The organism is Shewanella sp. A32 (genome assembly GCF_029167175.1).
Taxonomy (GTDB): domain Bacteria; phylum Pseudomonadota; class Gammaproteobacteria; order Enterobacterales; family Shewanellaceae; genus Shewanella; species Shewanella yunxiaonensis.
The window spans coordinates 99,465-118,005 of record NZ_JARFTS010000002.1 but is presented as its reverse complement, the minus strand read 5'-3'; the positions used below and the strand labels follow the sequence as shown (position 1 = coordinate 118,005).

The following is an 18,541-nucleotide window of genomic DNA, read 5'->3' as shown; positions in this document are numbered from 1 at the left end:
TCGTGGTAACAGCTACTACGGTAACGCGCAACGGCCTGACTCGGCTGGATGATATGCTGCTGCTGGGGATCATGGGCATTCTTGCTGGCTGTGGTCTCATCTACGAATATCTGCTGTCTCATTACGCCGGGCGCATCCTTGGGGCGTTAGAAGCTGCCATCTACACCATGATCGGTCTGATGATCGTGTCAATGGGGTTCGGAGCCTTTGCCGCCCGTAAAATCAAATCAGCTTTTGACGGCTTTGCCAGGTTAGAACTGAGCGTGGCGCTGCTGGGGTCGTTAGCCATCCTCATCACCGCCGCCGTTATCGGTTTCGGTCATGAACTCCCAAAACTGATTGCTCAAACCATGGAGTTACCGCCGGATCAAATCCCCGATGGCGGTTTTATCGGTAAATTTCAATCCATTGCCGTCTATCTTCCCTATTTATGGGGGGTGCTGCTGGGTTTAATGATCGGTATGGAAATCCCGCTGATTGCCAGGGTACGTCAGGCGTTGAGCGATGAACATCTGCTGCATAATGCCGGCACAATTTATGGTGCGGATTACATTGGCGCAGGCATCGGAGCCGCCATTTGGGTTGCTTTCATGCTGGCGCTCGATACCCAATTAGCGGCCGCACTGACAGCAGGGTTTAACCTACTGGCTGGCTTACTGTTTATTCTGCGTTTTCGTGAGCGCATCCGCCATGCCAACTGGCTGCTAGCCGGACACCTGCTGGCAACCGGCTTATTGTTGCTCCTTGCGACCCAAGGCCCAATCTGGGAACAGTCGTTTAACAACCTGCTGTATAAAGACAATGTTATTTACAGCAAGGCGACCCGCTTTCAGCAGTTGAACTTTACCGAACGGTTGATGGGCAATCATCTACCGCCGGTATATTCCATGTATATCAATGGTCGGTTGCAGTTTTCCTCTATTGATGAGCACATTTACCACGCCTATTTGGTACATCCGGTACTGGCAGCCAGTGCCCGTCATGACAAAGTGCTGGTGATTGGTGGCGGTGATGGCTTAGCCCTGCGCCAAATCTACAAATGGCAACCGCATCAGGTGACCTTGCTGGATCTGGATAAAGAGGTGGTGACACTTTTTAAAACCCCACCGGATGACATGCCGAAACGGCTGGCACATGCGTTACTGGCGTTAAATGGCAACGCGTTTAACGACCCGCGGGTAGAGGTCATGTTTAATGATGCCTTTAATGGCGTAGATACCCTGCTACAACAAGGGCAGAAATACGATGCCATTATTGTGGATCTGCCAGATCCGTCCCATCCGGACCTCAACAAGCTGTATTCCGATCTGTTTTATCGCAAGCTGGCACAACTATTAAGCGCCGATGGTGCTATTGGTATTCAGTCCACTTCACCATATCACGCCACCAAAGCGTTTATCTCCATCGGTAAAACGCTGGCGTTAGCCGGCTTCAAAGTCGATCAATATCACCACAATGTGCCAAGCTTTGGCGAATGGGGCTGGACCATAGGCACTCTCAGTGGCAAAGATGCCCGCAGTCGTCTGCAAACCTTACAAAAACTGCCAGTAGATGACGATTGGCTAACGCCTGGACTTATCCGTGCTGCGTTTGAATTTCCGAAAAATTTTTACAGTAAAAATGATCAGGTTAAGGCCAATACCATAGGGTCATTGCAGTTGTATCATTACCATCTGCAAGCATGGAGCGACAGCCAGGGCGTCGCGACTTTTTAAGGTAAGATAATGCTTGACATAATATGTCTCGGTGTTATCTTTATTCACGGACATAATATGTCAGCGAGGACAATAATGAATATTCACACTATTGCCAACCACCTCAATGGACTTGGCGACAACAGCTCAACCGGGCAACGGTTCGATTGTTACCCCATTGATGGGGATGTGGAAGTTTTACAAGTCAACGTGGTAGGCCGTGAAGAGATCCCGATTTTCGTGTCCGCAACCGAGAATCAAATCCTGTGCATCAGCTACCTCTGGGGTGAAGACGAAGTGGTGCAGGAAAGCCGCACTGAGATGTTCGAAACCATGCTGGGGCTGAACATTCCGATGCCGCTGTCATCCTTCGCCAAGATTGATGACAAATATGTATTGTTTGGTGCTCTGTCGCTGGATTCCAGCATGCTGGAGATTGAGCAAGAGCTGTCGGTACTATCAGACAACTGTCTGGAAGTGATCGACGAAATGGCCGACTATTTGAAATAAGGAGCCAACTTATGGGTATTCTGAATAAAATTCTGACAGCCTTCCGTGGCGGTGCCACCGAAATCGGCCAAAACATTGTAGATGCGAACGCCACTCGAATCTTCGAACAGGAGATCCGTGATGCTGAGAAGCATTTAACCAAAGCCAAGCGCGAATTGACCGACGTGATGGCAAAAGAGATGCAGGCTGCACGCGAAGTCGAACGTCTGAAGCGCACCATCGCCGAGCATGAAGGCTACGCAACACAAGCCTTGGAAAAAAACAATGAAACACTGGCGTTAGAAGTGGCGCAGAAGATTGCCGAACTGGAACAGCAGTTAGAAGAACAGCAGACAGCCAACGCCAGCTTTAGTGACCATGCTGCGCGGCTGAAGGATCTGGTGAAGAAAACCGAACGACAGCTCGCAGATTATCAACGCCAGTTGTCGATGGTAAAAACCACTGAAAGCGTACAGAAAGCGACAGCCTCTATTACAGACTCCTTTGCATCCAGCAACTCTAAGCTGCTGAATGCCAAAGACTCGCTGGAACGTATTAAAGCGCGGCAGCAACAGTTTGACGACCGATTGAAAGCGGCAGAAGAACTGGAAACTGACAACAGCGACAAATCGCTAAAAGCCAAACTGGCCGAAGCGGGTATTGGCGAGCAGAAAACCTCTGCGAACGATGTGCTGGAACGTCTGAAAGCCAAGAAAGGTTCATAATTTATGAGCTTGTTCGGTAAGTTATTCGGCAAAGATGCTCCGGTTACCCGTCAGCTCGCGCAGCCAATGGATCTGCGCGTAGGTGATATGGTGACGCTGGACGATAGCTTTGCCCTGCCCCCGCAATTGCGAGGGCAGCAGTTCAGAGTAGAAGCGGTAAACACCTACGAGTATGAACATAGCCAGGAACCCGAGTTTGTGCTGAAAGGCAACTCGGGTGACGCTGTTTATATGGGGCTGGAGCAGGATGACGAAACCTGGCTGGCATTTTCCATTAAATTGCATCGCTCGCAAGTGGAAGCGCTGTTTGATCTGGACGCTTTTGCTGAAATCTTCGAAGAACCCGGTAAAGCCACACTCAACACTATGCCGCTCACCGCTGCCACAGAACCCTATGCACAGTGGTTGGCAGATGCATACCATCAGGTTGCCTTTGCGCAATTTGGATATTTTCATCGACAGGATTATCGTCATGGTAAACCGTCGCAATTTATGGAAAATAACCCAGGTGACGCATTTGAAGCCTACGAGTTACTGGATGGCGATGAAAGCCGAGCTATCGATATCGAAGTCTACCAAGATGGAGATACCGATGTGTTACTGACCCTTTATCGCCCATTAACAGACATTCGTGAATATTGGCCAGGAGACTAGCGCCAGATGAGTAAAGACCACCCGTTTCCAGAAAAATGGCTGCAAAACCAAAAAGCTGCCAAAGCAACTCAGGTAGCGTTTGACCTGGATGAGCGCTTTCAGTACTCCATCCGCAAAGCCGCACTGGACCGGGGGGTCAGTCCCTCTGATCAAATTCGCATGATCCTCGGATTAGACGTAGCAAAACGGCCCAAACGGCCACGCTTGACCGTTTCGCTGAGTACAGAGGATTACGTTCAGTTGGCGGAAAAATATGGTCTGCCAGCGGAAGCCCAGTTAGAAATCAAAAGACGGGTACTGGAAGATCTGGTTAACTTCGTCGACGACAATGCATAATCCATAGATTTACAGAGCGCGGTAGCTTTTTTACCCTGTGGTTACCGCAAGGACTTCCCCTCAGGGATTTACCATGAAACTGAAAGGACGCTGGGCTAATAACATTCAATTGTCACCATTTGAACTGGTGATGATGTTGCTATCGCTGTTTTCAGTGGTACTCATCTTGTGCATGGTGTTGCTGCCCATGGACAAAGAAACCCGCAAACTGTTGTTCTTCCTTGACACCAGCATCTGTTGCATCTTCCTGATTAATTTTTTCGTTGGCCTGATAAAAGCCGATAACAAACCCCTCTTTTTAAAAGAACACTGGATTGATTTTGTTGCCAGTATTCCGGCGATCGAACCGCTGCGATTTGCCCGGTTATTTCAGATTTTACGCGTTATTCGTCTGCTACGGATGAGCCGCTCTATTTTGGGCTCATTGTTGAAACAACGGCGCCAGACCACGCTGGCAAGTCTGTTGTTGGCGATGGTCACTATCGTGGCGTTTTCCTCGGTACTGGTACTATTAGTAGAAAATGGTGAACCCGGTTCGAATATTAAAACCGCAGAAGATGCCATCTGGTGGTCGCTGGTCACCATCTCTACCGTGGGATATGGTGATTTTTACCCGGTAACGACTGTGGGCCATATTATTGGTGGATTGGTGATCCTCTGCGGCGTGAGCTTTTTCGGGGTAATTTCCGGTTATATGGCGTCACTTTTTGTCGCGCCGGATGAGCAGGAAAACCTTGAAACACAGCGGCAGCAATTTAAACAGCAGATGGATGATATGCTGCTTCGCATAGAACAAAATCAGCAGCAGATGTTGCAAGAAATTACTGAGCTTAAACAACAACTCGACCAACAACATAAATAAGGCGGCACATAGCCGCCTGCACCATTGGGCATTAACGCCAATACGGTATTTTTTGCAGCGCCGCTAACCGTGAATGCTCCATCGCAAAACGCAGACTTTGTTGCTTAACGGCTAATGCTTCCGCAGCATCAGGAACCAATTGCTCGGCGCAATGGTAAGCCCCGAGGATCACAATCCCATCGCTCAGATCCTGCCATGGCGCACGAAACTGATCCCGCGCTTTCTCTGGATAAAGACTACCAAAGGCCAGCCCGACCAGAATGGCCTCATCCAGGGTATTAGCAAGTGCCAGGTACGCTGCGGTGGACAACGCTTCCGGCATTGCCGATAACAATTGCTGCCAGGAAGTCTCCTGCAAACGATCGCTTAATTGTTGCAGGTTGTCGCCTACATCTAGCAATACCTCACTGCCCTGCAATTCGATCAGCAACCGTACCAACGCCAACTGTAGTTCACCATATCGATTGTCTTGCCAAAGTGATTGCAGCTGTTGTTCGAAGTCCATGCGCTGCAACGTCTGTTGGGCAGCCGCTTTTATGGTTGCCAACTGTGGCAGCTCATTCAGTTGTGCCCGATCAGAGCATAAGCAGGCGAGATAACGTCCTTCATCGATAAACGCTAACTGCTGTTCCAGCCATTGAAAATCCTTCAGCGTAATCTCGGAATGCAAACCAAATTGCGTCAACGTCAATCGCAATAATCTGATGCAGGCACGTAAGCGCTGCCATAGTGCGGGTTGTTGAATAGTGTCGGTTAAGCTCTGCTGGATCATATCTTCCAGCAGCTGCCATCGTTCAAGCGCAGTTTCCAATACGGTAATGAGACTGGCATTAATATCACCGCCTGCTGGCAACTGAATAAACTGCAGCGCCTCTAACGCTAACGGGCTACTTTGATTGGCCAGCCGGTAACCACGCTGAGCCTTACTGGCTTTGCCAAGCCGCACCGGAACTTGCTGCGCCACTTTCTGTGCCAGCGGTAATAAGTCCGCCGTCACCCCCGAAATCAGCTCAAATTCCACTTCACACAGTGGCTCACTGTCGCCATTGGCAGCAATAGTCCCTTGATCCAAGGCGACCTCTATCAGGCTCTGACCTTCGGTTATCATCCAGCGACAACGTTGAAAGTCAGTACTGAACAGACACCGCAACTGTTGTTGCAACACTGAAATGTCTTGTGTGGCAGGCCAGATGTCAGCCGGGAACAGCGCTAACTCTGGATGGGTACCGCTGATATCAACGTTATATTCTGGTCGAGAATGTAAGCCGCCAATCACCCTGCCAGCAGTCTTAATCGTCTGTTCGTATTTGCCGTCACAACCTCGCACCCGTAATCCCATATCCAACTGTCTTAGTGCCAGCCGTGGTGTATCAAAGTAACTGTTGCTGAGTTGGCGACACCCTTTGGCATCACTCCCGGGCAATTGATCAAGATAATGAGTCAATAACGCTTTATATTGCGGCAGAATAAAAAGTTTCAGCTCAATTTCAGTATGATTACTGTCATGTTCCATCAGTTAAACGGCCTGTTTTGTCATTAAAAATTCACTTATATGTCATCAGGATGTCTTAATGTCACAATGCTGTCATAAAAGTGTCTTACTATTTTGCACCGGGTGTTATATAACCCGTTAATATAAAAGCTGTGATGTTTTCGCTGAAAACACAGTTTCAATACGCGGACGCTTAAGGTACCATTCCGCCCGCGTTTCCAATAGTGGAATGAGCTCATAGGTAAACGGCTATGCCAGTAAACTCTATTTTAGGCGTGTTTGCAAAATCGCCGATCAAGCCTCTGCAGGAGCATATAGACAAAGTTTTTGACTGTGCTTCTCTGCTGGTCCCCTTTTTTGAAGCAACGTTCGCAAAGGATTGGGACAGCGCGGTTGCCATCAGAAAGAAAATTAGTCAGGAAGAGAAAGACGCTGACAACCTCAAACGTGAAATACGTCTTACCCTACCCGGCGGATTATTCATGCCGGTTGAACGTACTGACCTGCTGGAACTTCTAACCCAACAGGACAAAATCGCCAATAAAGCCAAAGATATCTCCGGTCGCATCATCGGCCGGGAATTGCTGGTTCCCGAAGCCATTCAGACTCCTTTCCTCGCTTATCTGCAACGTTGTCTCGACGCAGCAGCGCTGGCCAAGGAAGCGATTAATGAATTGGACGATCTGCTGGAAGCAGGTTTCCGTGGCCGAGAAGTGGATCTCGTAGCCAAAATGATTAGTGAACTCGATGTCTTGGAAGAGGACACTGACGAGCTGCAAATCCAGGTGCGTCGACAGTTATACGCCATCGAATTGGAGTTAAACCCCATCGACGTCATGTTCCTCTACAAAATTATTGAATGGGTGGGAGACCTGGCAGATCTTGCCGAACGTGTGGGTTCCCGCCTAGAGCTGATGCTGGCTCGCGTCTAATAATAAAGGTATACACAGCATGGTTGATGTATTGATCACTAGCGGTCCCTGGCTTATAGGAACTGCGGCCGTAGTCGGCTTTTTGATGGCCTGGGGTATTGGGGCCAACGACGTAGCAAATGCGATGGGGACTTCGGTAGGGGCAAATGCCGTTACCATCAAGCAGGCAATTGTTATTGCCATGATCTTCGAATTCGCCGGGGCTTACCTGGCGGGCGGTGAAGTAACCAGCACCATCCGTAACGGGATTATTGATCCTTCCTACTTTACCGAATCGCCTCAGTTGTTGGTGTATGGCATGATCGCGTCATTGCTGGCAGCAGGTATCTGGCTAGTCGTGGCATCGGCCCTTGGTTGGCCAGTGTCAACCACCCACTCTATCGTCGGTGCCATCGTCGGTTTTGCGGCGGTGGGTGTCGGACCTGATTCGGTGGCGTGGAGTCAGGTAACCGGTATCGTAGGTTCCTGGATCGTCACCCCCGCAATTTCCGGCTTTATTGCCTTCTGTATTTTCCAAAGCGTTCAAAAACTGATTTTCAACACTGATAACCCGCTCGCTAATGCCAAACGTTATGTTCCTTTCTACATGGCTTTCGCAGGCTTTGTCGTGTCATTGGTGACTATCACTAAGGGGCTTAAGCATGTCGGTTTGAAGGTATCGGCTGGTGAGGCTTATCTACTGGCGATATTGATTGCCGTGCTCATTGGGATTGCGGGTAAAATTGCGATCTCCCGCTTGCAACTCTCCAATGCCCCTGGCAAACAGACTAACTTTAATAACGTTGAAAAAGTATTTGCCATTCTGATGTTGATGACCGCTTGCTGTATGGCATTTGCACACGGTTCTAACGACGTTGCAAATGCTATCGGCCCATTGGCAGCAGTCGTTTCAGTGGTCAACAGTGGTGGTATTATCACGGCTAAATCTCCCTTGATTTGGTGGATTTTACCATTGGGTGGTTTCGGGATTGTGCTCGGTCTGGCGATTTTCGGTAAGCGCGTAATGCAGACCATCGGTAAGAATATCACCCACTTAACACCGAGCCGCGGCTTCGCCGCTGAATTAGCGGCTGCCAGTACCGTGGTGATTGCCTCTGGTACCGGGTTACCTATCTCTACCACACAAACACTGGTAGGTGCGGTACTCGGCGTTGGTATGGCGCGCGGCATTGCCGCAATTAATATTAACGTGGTGCGCAATATTGTGGTGTCATGGGTGGTTACACTGCCTGCCGGAGCCGGATTATCCATCCTGTTTTTCTTCACCATCAAAGGCATTTTTAACTGATTTATTCCGTGCAACCCACGGTAAATCAGCATGATAGAGGGACGTCAGATGACGTCCCTCTTGCATTGGTAAGCACAAATCCATAGCATGTTGGCAATATTTTGCGACAGAGAAGAATTCCCGTGCTGAGAGTATTGATACTAGTCGGAGCTATGCTCCTTTCCCCGTCCCTGTTGGCCGAAGGCCAGACCCGTTATATCTCTGACGATATTTATATTTTTATCCATGGAGGTCCGGGCAACCAGTACCGAATTCTCGGCAGTATTGAAGCCGGCGAAAAAATTACCCTGTTGCCGGAAACTGATGGCGATTATGCCAAAATTGTCGACCCCAAAGGTCGTGAAGGCTGGGTACGCACCGATAAACTGCAAACGCAGGTATCAATGCGCTACCGTATGGCCGATATGGAAAAACAGTTAGCCGATGCCCAGTCAAAACTGCAGACAATTTCCAGCCAGAACAGTGATGTCAGCACGCAGCTAGATAACCTGCAAAGCAAACTGAATAAAACTCAGGCCGACCTGACAAAAGCGACCACTGAACGTGATAATGCTATCGCTAAACTCGAAAACATGCAGGACAATGCACGCTTTCACATGTGGCAACAAGGTGGCCTGATTGCCGCTGGCGGTCTGATCCTTGGGGTGATCCTGGTCTACTTGCCACGACCACAGCGTCGCCGCCGCAATCGCTGGATGTAAGCCGTACATATTTACTGACAGGCCGCTGCTTTCAAACAGCGGCCTTTTTGTTTGCCTAGTACCTGCAAGTGCTCAAACCAGGTGTTTAAACAATTGTCACATTTGATTTCCAGATAGTGCCGCAGATCACATTTTGTTTGTATAATCGGCCCGCGCACGCGCCTTCTTAATGGTATACAACAACGATAAGCGCCCTTTGCGTCTGAGATGTTCCGCAGCCCTTAACTGCCTAACCGGCTTAGATGGAAACGATAATTATGTTTAAAGCGAGTGAAGTACTGGCTGGCCATTATGATAATGCCACTCTCGACGACCTCTTTTCTGCCATCAGTGACAACTATATTGTCGACGAAGCGCAATATCTGTCAGATCTGATAAAACTTGTTCCCGCCGACGATACCACCATCGAACGCGTTACCCGTCGCGCCCACGAGCTGGTCACCAAAGTTCGTCAATATGATAAAAAAGGCATGATGGTCGGCATTGATGCTTTTTTGCAGCAATACAGTCTGGAAACTCAGGAAGGTATCATTCTGATGTGTCTGGCTGAAGCATTACTGCGGATCCCCGATAGCGAAACCGCCGATGCACTGATTGAAGATAAACTGTCCGGCGCCAAGTGGGATCAGCATCTGTCTAAAAGCGATTCCGTACTGGTTAACGCCTCCACCTGGGGACTGATGTTGACCGGTAAAATCATCCAACTGGATCGCAATCTGGATGGCACGCCCAGTCACTTGTTAAAGCGTCTGGTCAATCGCCTCGGCGAACCGGTTATCCGCCAGGCGATGTATGCGGCAATGAAAATCATGGGCAAGCAGTTTGTCTTAGGGCGTACGGTAAAAGAAGCGCTGAAGAACAGTGAAACACGCCGCAAAGACGGCTATACCCATTCTTACGACATGCTGGGTGAAGCAGCGCTGACGCGGCAAGATGCACAAAAGTATTTTGCTGATTATTCCCATGCTATTAGTGAATTAGGCGCACAGCAGTACGATGAAAACGATGCACCACGGCCCACAATTTCCATTAAGTTATCAGCGCTGCATCCGCGTTATGAAGTGGCAAACAAAGACCGAGTAATGACCGAATTATATGCCACAGTGGTTAAGCTGATAGAACAAGCGCGCGCGCTAAATGTGGGGATCTCAATCGATGCCGAAGAAGTCGATCGCCTCGAATTATCACTGCAACTCTTTCAGCAACTGTATCAATCCGAAGCCGCTAAAGGTTGGGGATTACTGGGCTTAGTCGTGCAGGCCTATTCAAAACGCACGCTGCCGGTGTTGCTGTGGATCACCAAGCTAGCGAAATCTCAGGGCGATGTCATTCCCGTTCGCCTGGTAAAAGGTGCCTACTGGGACAGTGAACTGAAGTGGGCGCAGCAAGCGGGGGAACGCGGTTATCCGCTGTATACCCGCAAGGTAAATACTGACCTATCCTATTTGGCCTGTGCCCGTTATCTGTTATCCGAGCGCACTCAGGGGGCTATCTACCCTCAGTTTGCCACGCATAATGCGCAGACGGTGGCCGCTATCAGTGATATGGCCGGAGATCGCGCATTTGAATTTCAACGTTTACACGGTATGGGGCAGGAACTATACGATACCGTATTGGCAGAGAATCGCCGCCAGGCAGTGCGCATCTATGCGCCGATTGGCGCCCATAAAGATCTGCTGCCCTATTTGGTGAGACGCTTATTAGAAAATGGTGCCAACTCCTCGTTTGTGCATAAATTGGTGGACCCTAACACGCCGATAGCGTCGCTGATCACCCACCCGATGATTACTGCCCGTAGTTATGCTTCACTGGCAAACACTAACATCGCTCTACCAGCGGATCTCTACGGCAGTGAGCGTAAAAACTCCAGAGGGTTGAACATGAATATCATCTCTGAAGCTGCGCCGTTCTTTAAGACACTCGAACCGTTCCTGCATCAACAATGGCAAGTCGGGCCCTTGATAGGCGGAGAAACCCTCGGCGGAGAATCACAATCGGTCGTTAGCCCCTATAACACCCAAGAGCAGGTCGGCCGCGTCGTCTGGGCCGATGGTCTGGCGGTAAAGCAGGCGGTCACTAACGCCGTTGCCGCTTTCCCGCAGTGGTGTCGGACGCCGGTCGCCACTCGTGCTGCGTCGTTACAAAAGCTGGCCGATTTATTGGAAGAAAACCGTGAAGAGCTCATCGCACTTTGCACCCGCGAAGCCGGTAAAAGTCTGCAAGACGGCATTGATGAAGTCCGCGAAGCGGTAGATTTCTGTCGCTATTATGCACTTCAGGCGAAAAAGCTAATGGCAAAACCCGAGCTGATGCCTGGCCCTACTGGCGAACTGAACGAACTGTTTTTGCAAGGCCGCGGCGTCTTTGTCTGCATCAGCCCGTGGAACTTTCCATTGGCAATTTTCTTAGGACAGATTGCGGCAGCACTGGCCACAGGCAATACAGTGGTGGCAAAGCCTGCCGAACAGACTTCGATTATTGGTTATCGGGCGGTACAGCTGGCGCATCAGGCTGGCATTCCGGCAAACGTGCTGCAACTGTTACCTGGCAAAGGCGCGGAAGTTGGTGCAGCGCTGACAGCTGATGCGCGGATTGGTGGTGTTTGCTTCACCGGTTCAACCGCTACCGCTAAAGCGATTAACCGCACCTTAGCTAACCGTGATGGAGCGATTATCCCGCTGATTGCTGAAACTGGCGGTCAGAATGCCATGGTGGTGGATTCGACCTCACAGCCCGAACAGGTTGTGAACGATGTTGTGGCCTCAGCCTTTACCAGTGCCGGTCAGCGCTGCTCGGCATTACGAGTTCTCTATGTGCAAGAAGACATTGCCGAGCGCGTCATCGAGCTCCTCAAAGGCGCAATGGATGAGCTGACACTTGGGCATCCTGGAGAATTGAAAACCGATGTGGGGCCAGTTATTGATGCCACGGCTAAAGCCAATCTCAATGCGCATATTGAACACATCAAACAGGTTGGCAAGTTGATTAAGCAGGTTGAATTACCCAGCGGCTTTGCCCACGGGCATTTCGTTGCGCCCACCGCCGTCGAAATCAATTCCATCAAAGTGTTGCAGAACGAAAACTTCGGTCCAATACTGCATGTGATCCGCTACAAAGCCAGTGAGCTGCAACAGGTAATTGATGATATCAACAGCACCGGCTTTGGCCTGACACTGGGTATTCACAGCCGTAACGAGGGCCATGCGCTGGATATCGCCGATAAGGTAAATGTGGGCAACGTCTATATCAACCGCAATCAGATTGGCGCGGTAGTGGGCGTGCAACCATTTGGCGGTCAGGGATTATCCGGTACCGGACCCAAAGCCGGTGGCCCACACTATCTGCCACGCTTTATGACCGAGAAAACCCGTACCAACAACATCACCGCAATTGGTGGTAACGCCACCTTGTTATCACTCGGTGATGCGCAATAAGCCCCGCAGTAACAACAAAAAAGCCACCGTTTAAGGTGGCATTTTTGTTTTAATAATCAATCATTAATCAGCATCTGCGATAATCACCGGCTTCGCTTTAGCAGGTGCATATTTATCCATAATCACGGCACAGGCGGCATCCCCGGTGATGTTAAGTGCGGTACGGATCATGTCGAAAATTCGATCCAACGCGAACAGCAATGGCAAACCATCAATGGGAATACCCGCAGACAATAAGACAGCTACCACCAGGAAGGTTGGCCCCGGCACCCCGGCCTGCCCCACAGCGCCTAACGTGGAGGTAAGAATAATCGCGGCATAGGCGGTCATATCCAATGGGACGTGGTACATCTGTGCGAAGAAAATGGCGACCAGCCCATAGTAAATGGCGTTGCCACTCATGTTCACGGTAGCGCCAAGCGGCAGCACAAATGACGCGGTGGCATTACTGACCTTCAGATCCTGCTCACAGGTTTGCATATTCACGGGCAAGGTGGCCATTGAGGATGCAGTAGACAATGCCATTACCTGTGGCTTTTTCATCACCATAATGAATTTTAGTGCTGACACTGGTGACATCAGTTGCACCATTGCCGGGAAAAACAGGAAGGTATAAATCACGATCCCCAGCAGATACACCCAGAACAGGTTTAGCACTACGCGCATGGCATCGAAACCGAAGCTACCAACCGCATCAGCCATCAATCCAAATACCCCTAATGGCGCAATCAGCATCACCTTAGTGATCATCCACACCAACGCCTCCAGCACCGTCGCTAACGCCGATTGTACCTGCTTGGGGCCATCGCCTTTCACTTTGGTCAGCGCAATGCCAAAAAAGATACTGAATACCAATATCTGCAGGATGTTACCGCCGGTGAGCGATTCAAATACGTTGGTGGGGATCATGCCGATAATCGTATCGACAGCCCCCGGTAGAGCGCCCTGCTCTGCAGTCACCGCCTCAAGCCCTTTAGCATGCGCGGTAATGTCAGTGCCCATGCCAGGTTCGAAGACATGCCCTAGCACCAGAGCTAATACAACCGCGAGTGCGGAGGTACCGATAAAAAAGATAAACGTACCAAGGCCGATTTTACCGGCAGAGGGGGTGTTTCCGAGACTAGCGGAACCCGCGATAATCGCCACCAACACCAGCGGGATCACCAGCATTTTAATCAGATGGATAAACAGCGTTCCGAGAGGCGCAAATATCGATGCACCATCCCCCATGGCCCAGCCAACTATGGCACCAAGGATCATGGCAAACACCACTTGCACGCCAATATTGCCTAGCCAATGCTTTCTTTTCATTATTGTTATCTTCCTGTTCTGGCCTTCGGGGAACCCCGGAATGGCAAACTGTAAAAACAAGTTAAGTTACCACAGAAAATTCCGCAGATGCATAAAAAGGCCGGCACGAAAGAGGAAAATTACATTTTCGGGCCGGCAACAGAGAAGAGATAACAGAAAATGACAACTTACAAGCGAATGGCGTTTTGCCTCATCACTAAATCGATCGTCCTCGGACTATTTCTGCGGTCTAAATCCGCTGAAGTGAGCTTCGCTAACATATTGCTTCGATTGCAATAACACACTCTGGGTCGTGTTGTGATGGTGACAGCCGCCGCTACCATGACAACCACACGGCTCACCACAGCCGCCCTTGGCCTGATGATGCAGCGAAGGTCTGGCGCTGCTGGTATCTAACAATCGCAAACTGGTATCTTTTGCCGCTAACAACAGTTGCTCCAGTGAACTATTGCGCTCTTTAGGCCGGCAAACACTGATCCCAGCATCCAGCAATTTGCCAAGCATACGCTCACCTATCTGATTGACGATAACCACCTGCGCTCCTTGTTGCTTGATATGATTCAGCATGGCGCTTTTATCCGCACAGTTACCGCCCAGCGCCGGATTATCGATTAACTGTTGCAACTGCCCTTGAGCATTAAAAAATGCCAGTTGCTGCGCCTTGGTAAAATGGCCAGCTAAGTGACCGCGTGTCATCGGGATAACAATCATCGACTTCTACTCCAAATGCTTCAGTGCTGCTCAGTCACAGCATTTAATTTATTGGCATATGCCAATAAATGCATTATTGGAGATCTGGGGAGGCAGTTCTGTGATCTATGACGAATTTACCGAGGTGATTTGAAGATAGCGCTTCAGTAAAAAAGGGATGCAGCTGACATCCCTTTCATTGAGGAGGATATGACTTACTAGTCACGCAGTTGACGGTATAACGCCGCATACGCCGGGGTGCTACTCAGCAATTGTTCGTGAGCACCGCTAGCGACAATCTGCCCGGCGTCCAGCAGATGGATCGCATCCATCTGTGCCATCCCCGTCAACCGGTGACTGATCATCAACAATGTCTTGTCTTTAGCATGTGCCAACAATAACCGCAGGATCTCCTGCTCGGTACGTCGATCCAGGCCTTCGGTTGGCTCATCCAGCAATAACAATGGCGTGTCCCGCAACAATGCTCTGGCGACGCCGATACGCCGCTGCTCACCACCAGATAACTGCCGGCCACCTTCACCAATCCAGGCATTCAATCCTGGTTCCTGCAGCAGATTAGCTAATCCTACTTGTTGCAACACCTGGGACAGTCGCTCGTCACTGACTTTTTCCGGCAGTGCTAGCTGTAGATTTTCGCGTAAAGTTGCACTGAGCAGTGCCACACGCTGACTGACCACAGTCATCGAAGCGCGCAGACTTTGCTCGTCATAACTTTCTAGCGGTAAACCCGCCAATTGAATGGTGCCGTGCTGTGCCTGCCACTGACGGGTAATTAACGACAACAAGGTGGATTTGCCACAACCGGTCTTACCCAGTAGCGCAACTTTGCTACCCGCCGCGATCTTCAGTGACAGATGTTGCAGCACCGGCGGAGTTTGTGAGTAACTAAAGCCTAAGTCGCTAATCAGTATCTCCCCATTGGCCGCTCTGCCATGACTCACCGCCGGAAAGTTGATATCTGGCGTTTGCTCGGTAATATCGGCCACTCGCCGGGCAGCCAGCATGGTGGCGGACAATTGCTGAAATGCACCGGCCAGAGGCATCATCAGTTCAAAACTGGAAAGGACACAAAAGACCACTAACGCCAGCAATGGTCCTGGCGGTATCGCGGAGCCTACGCCACTGGCAGCGTACCATAACATCAGCAACACCAGGCTGCCGTGGAACAGGATCAATAGCCCCTGACTTAACCCCGTAATCGTGGCCATGCGCTGTTGGCTATTCAGCCAATGTTGCTCCACGCGCGCCAATGCTTGCCGATAATCGTTCGCCGCCCCAAAGAGGGTCAATTCGGCTTGGCCTGACAACCATTCCAGTAAACGGATCCGGTAATGGCGTCGCTGCTCAATGATCTGTCGTCCTGGTGCTTTTCCTAGCTGATAAAACAGTGATGGCAACACGATGGCTGCCAGCAACAAACCACCGCACAGCAGAAACGCCAGGTGCAAATCAAACCAGCCGACAAACGCAAACAGTAACAACAGCATCAATACATAACTGGCGAGCGGAGTCATTAACCGCAGATACAGATGATCCAGCGTATCAATATCCGCTACCAGCCGATTCAATAGATCGCCGCGACGCATACCACTCAGGTTGCGTTCACTTAGCGGTAGCAGCGATTTCCAGGCCCAGCAACGCAGTTCGGTAAGAATACGGAAGGTGGCTTCATGCGTCAGCACCCGGTCGCCGTAACGACTAGCGGTACGCATAATCGAAAACATACGTACGCCACCTGCCGGGGTAAAATAGTTCATGCCGACACCCGCCAGCCCGGCAACCGCCGTTGCGGAAAGAAACCAACCCGAAAGTGACAGCAAACCAATACCGGCAATCAGGGTCAGCACGCTCAGCAGCAGCCCTAAGGTCATCATCAACCAGTGGCGACGGAACAGCATTAAAAATGGTAGTAACAGTTTCATGCCTGCACGCCTCCCGCGATTTCCACATCATCCAGCGATAGAGCTAACGGTAGTTGTGCCAGCATGGTTGCCAGTAGTCCTGGCTGTTGTGACAGCTCAGCAAAATTGCCCTGCTGTACCAGCTTTCCATGATCCAGCACTAAGATTCGATCCATGCGATCCAGCTGATCGAGACGATGCGTCACCATCAGACAACTGCGCTGCTGCATAGCCTGCCACAGTGCATCCAAGACCCATTGCTCATTCTGACTATCGAGACTGGCACTGGGTTCATCGAGCAGATACAGCTCAGCATTGCGCGCTAAAGCACGCGCTAATGCAATACGTTGCGCCTGCCCCACAGATAAACCACCACTGAATTCCTGTACGATGTGCGCTAAGCCTGCTGGCTGTGCCCGCACAAAATCCGCGACTTTGGCTCGCTCCAGCAGCGTCCAGAGCGCGGCATCATCCAATTCGGGTTGGCCTAAGCGCACATTGTCAGCAATCGAGCCCTGAAAAAGTTGGGGATTCTGTCCCAGCCAGGCGAGCTGCTGGCGCCAACTTGCGGGCGCTATCTGATGCAGTTCAATGCCGTTAACTTTGAGGCTGCCCTGATAAGGTAAAAATCCCAGTAACGCATTAAGCAAACTGGTTTTACCCGCCCCACTTGGTCCCACCAATGCCAGCTTTTCGCCTGCTCGCATTGAAAAGCTCAACGGACCAACCAACGGTTGCCCATCCATGCTGAACACTTGCAGATCGCGCGCTTCGATGCTGAGCACACTACCTGTCAGCATTTCATGTCCCTGATTGAGTGGCTCGGGAGCTTCCAGCAGCGCCATCAGCGATTCTGCCGCGCCAATGGCCTGCGCCTTGGCATGGTAGTGTGTACCGAGATCACGCAGTGGTTGATAGAATTCCGGCGCCATAATCAGTATGAACATGCCGGCGAATAAACTGATAGGTACGCCATAATGGCCGAAATTCAGTTCACCCAGATAAGAGAAACCAAAGTACACTGCTACCACGGCAATCGACACCGCTGCAAAAAACTCCAGTACCGCAGAGCTCAGAAATGCCAGTCGCAGCACCGTCATAGTACGCTCGCGGAAATCTTCGGAAGCCTTGGCAATCGCTTTTTCTTCGGCAGCCGCACGGTAAAACAGCTTGAGTGTCGATAGCGCCTTGAGGCGATCCATAAAATGCCCACTCAACTGCTGCAACGCACTGAAATTTTTTCGGTTAGCATCAGCAGCGCCCATCCCCACCAGGATCATAAACAGTGGAATTAACGGCGCAGTGGTCAGCAGGATCAACCCTGCCGCCCAGTTCAACGGAAAGGTACAGCAAAGAATGATCAGCGGAATAAATCCGGCCAGCGTCATCTGCGGCAGATAGCGGCCATAAAAATCCTGTAGATCCTCAATCTGCTCCAGCACAATACTGGCCCAGGCACCTGCTGGTTTACCGTTAACCCAGGCAGGCCCCAAACGACCCAACTTGTCCAGTACCGCGGCCCGCAGAGTACTGCGCAGACGCCGTCCGGCAGCAAAACCGGCGCGCTCTCTTCCCCAGGCCAATGCCCCGCGCACGAAAATCAGTACGGCGAAACCAATAAAATAAGGAATGAACTGCTGCCGCGGCAGATTATCGATGATCAGCCCCTGCAGCATAGTGGCCAGTAACCACGCCTGCACCACCAACGCTACGCCATTGGCAACCCCGAGCGTCATGGAAAGTTTCAGATAAGGGCCACAGGCCCCCTTTTGTAGCCTTAGCCATCCGGCCAGTTGTTTTTCCAGGGATTTATCCATGAATATCCAAACTATTTACAGCGAAAGAGAGGAACACGTAATCGGTGTCAAAAGCATCATGCGATAGCTTGACCGAAGCGTTTAAATTCGCTAGGCAGTATCGCAGGCATTGCCATGAGAATAAACCATCTCATCACTCTTTTTACGGGGAATTTTGTACGGTGAGATTGCCGCGATGTCAGGGATTTTAGGGA

General features: G+C 50.6%; 15 protein-coding genes. 10 read left to right on the top strand and 5 right to left on the bottom strand.

Annotated features, from left to right (window positions below; all coding sequences use genetic code 11):
• Window positions 1-2: 2 nt before the first annotated feature.
• The 6 genes from PY479_RS02465 to PY479_RS02440 all read left to right on the top strand — a co-directional run bounded on the left by PY479_RS02465 (window position 3) and on the right by PY479_RS02440 (window position 4,760).
• Window positions 3-1,715 carry a polyamine aminopropyltransferase gene (locus PY479_RS02465; protein ID WP_275482770.1) on the top strand — a complete coding sequence of 571 codons (1,713 nt, stop codon included), beginning with the start codon at window positions 3-5 and terminating at the stop codon, window positions 1,713-1,715.
• Between the two features lie 75 nt (window positions 1,716-1,790).
• A complete protein-coding gene (locus tag PY479_RS02460; protein WP_212595500.1) occupies window positions 1,791-2,204 on the top strand; it encodes a DUF2170 family protein in 414 nt (137 codons plus the stop codon).
• Between the two features lie 11 nt (window positions 2,205-2,215).
• Window positions 2,216-2,908 carry a PspA/IM30 family protein gene (locus PY479_RS02455; protein ID WP_212595499.1) on the top strand — a complete coding sequence of 231 codons (693 nt, stop codon included), beginning with the start codon at window positions 2,216-2,218 and terminating at the stop codon, window positions 2,906-2,908.
• Window positions 2,909-2,911: 3 nt separating this feature from the next.
• Complete coding sequence (locus PY479_RS02450; RefSeq protein ID WP_275482769.1) at window positions 2,912-3,562, top strand: hypothetical protein; 651 nt, start codon at window positions 2,912-2,914, stop codon at window positions 3,560-3,562.
• Between the two features lie 6 nt (window positions 3,563-3,568).
• Window positions 3,569-3,898, top strand: coding sequence for a hypothetical protein (locus PY479_RS02445; RefSeq protein ID WP_275482768.1), 330 nt, complete (start codon window positions 3,569-3,571; stop codon window positions 3,896-3,898).
• Between the two features lie 73 nt (window positions 3,899-3,971).
• A complete protein-coding gene (locus PY479_RS02440) occupies window positions 3,972-4,760 on the top strand; it encodes an ion transporter (protein WP_275482767.1) in 789 nt (262 codons plus the stop codon).
• A gap of 31 nt (window positions 4,761-4,791) precedes the next feature.
• Here the strand turns inward: PY479_RS02440 and PY479_RS02435 are convergent, their stop codons facing one another.
• On the bottom strand, window positions 4,792-6,273 hold the full coding sequence (locus PY479_RS02435; protein WP_275482766.1) for a CYTH and CHAD domain-containing protein: 1,482 nt from the start codon (window positions 6,271-6,273) through the stop codon (window positions 4,792-4,794).
• 230 nt (window positions 6,274-6,503) lie between these two features.
• Here PY479_RS02435 and PY479_RS02430 point away from each other — a divergent pair, with 230 nt between their 5' ends.
• From PY479_RS02430 to putA, 4 genes are all read left to right on the top strand, one after another.
• On the top strand, window positions 6,504-7,184 hold the full coding sequence (locus PY479_RS02430) for a TIGR00153 family protein (protein ID WP_212595494.1): 681 nt from the start codon (window positions 6,504-6,506) through the stop codon (window positions 7,182-7,184).
• A gap of 19 nt (window positions 7,185-7,203) precedes the next feature.
• On the top strand, window positions 7,204-8,472 hold the full coding sequence (locus PY479_RS02425) for an inorganic phosphate transporter (protein ID WP_212595493.1): 1,269 nt from the start codon (window positions 7,204-7,206) through the stop codon (window positions 8,470-8,472).
• Between the two features lie 152 nt (window positions 8,473-8,624).
• Window positions 8,625-9,173 carry a TIGR04211 family SH3 domain-containing protein gene (locus PY479_RS02420; RefSeq protein WP_212596505.1) on the top strand — a complete coding sequence of 183 codons (549 nt, stop codon included), beginning with the start codon at window positions 8,625-8,627 and terminating at the stop codon, window positions 9,171-9,173.
• A gap of 242 nt (window positions 9,174-9,415) precedes the next feature.
• Window positions 9,416-12,607: a bifunctional proline dehydrogenase/L-glutamate gamma-semialdehyde dehydrogenase PutA gene (gene putA / locus PY479_RS02415; RefSeq protein ID WP_275482765.1), complete on the top strand. Its 3,192-nt coding sequence runs from the start codon at window positions 9,416-9,418 to the stop codon at window positions 12,605-12,607.
• Window positions 12,608-12,670: 63 nt separating this feature from the next.
• Here putA and PY479_RS02410 read toward each other — a convergent pair whose 3' ends face one another.
• The 4 genes from PY479_RS02410 to cydD form a co-directional block, all read right to left on the bottom strand.
• Window positions 12,671-13,918, bottom strand: coding sequence for a dicarboxylate/amino acid:cation symporter (locus PY479_RS02410; RefSeq protein ID WP_275482764.1), 1,248 nt, complete (start codon window positions 13,916-13,918; stop codon window positions 12,671-12,673).
• A 216-nt stretch (window positions 13,919-14,134) separates the two neighbouring features.
• Complete coding sequence (locus PY479_RS02405; protein WP_275482763.1) at window positions 14,135-14,629, bottom strand: NifB/NifX family molybdenum-iron cluster-binding protein; 495 nt, start codon at window positions 14,627-14,629, stop codon at window positions 14,135-14,137.
• A 197-nt stretch (window positions 14,630-14,826) separates the two neighbouring features.
• Complete coding sequence (gene cydC, locus PY479_RS02400; protein WP_275482762.1) at window positions 14,827-16,551, bottom strand: cysteine/glutathione ABC transporter ATP-binding protein/permease CydC; 1,725 nt, start codon at window positions 16,549-16,551, stop codon at window positions 14,827-14,829.
• The gene (gene cydD, locus PY479_RS02395) at window positions 16,548-18,347 is read right to left on the bottom strand and encodes a cysteine/glutathione ABC transporter permease/ATP-binding protein CydD (RefSeq protein WP_275482761.1); all 1,800 of its coding nucleotides are present in this window, start codon (window positions 18,345-18,347) and stop codon (window positions 16,548-16,550) included. Before cydD ends, cydC begins: the two co-directional genes overlap by 4 nt.
• Window positions 18,348-18,541: the final 194 nt, after the last annotated feature.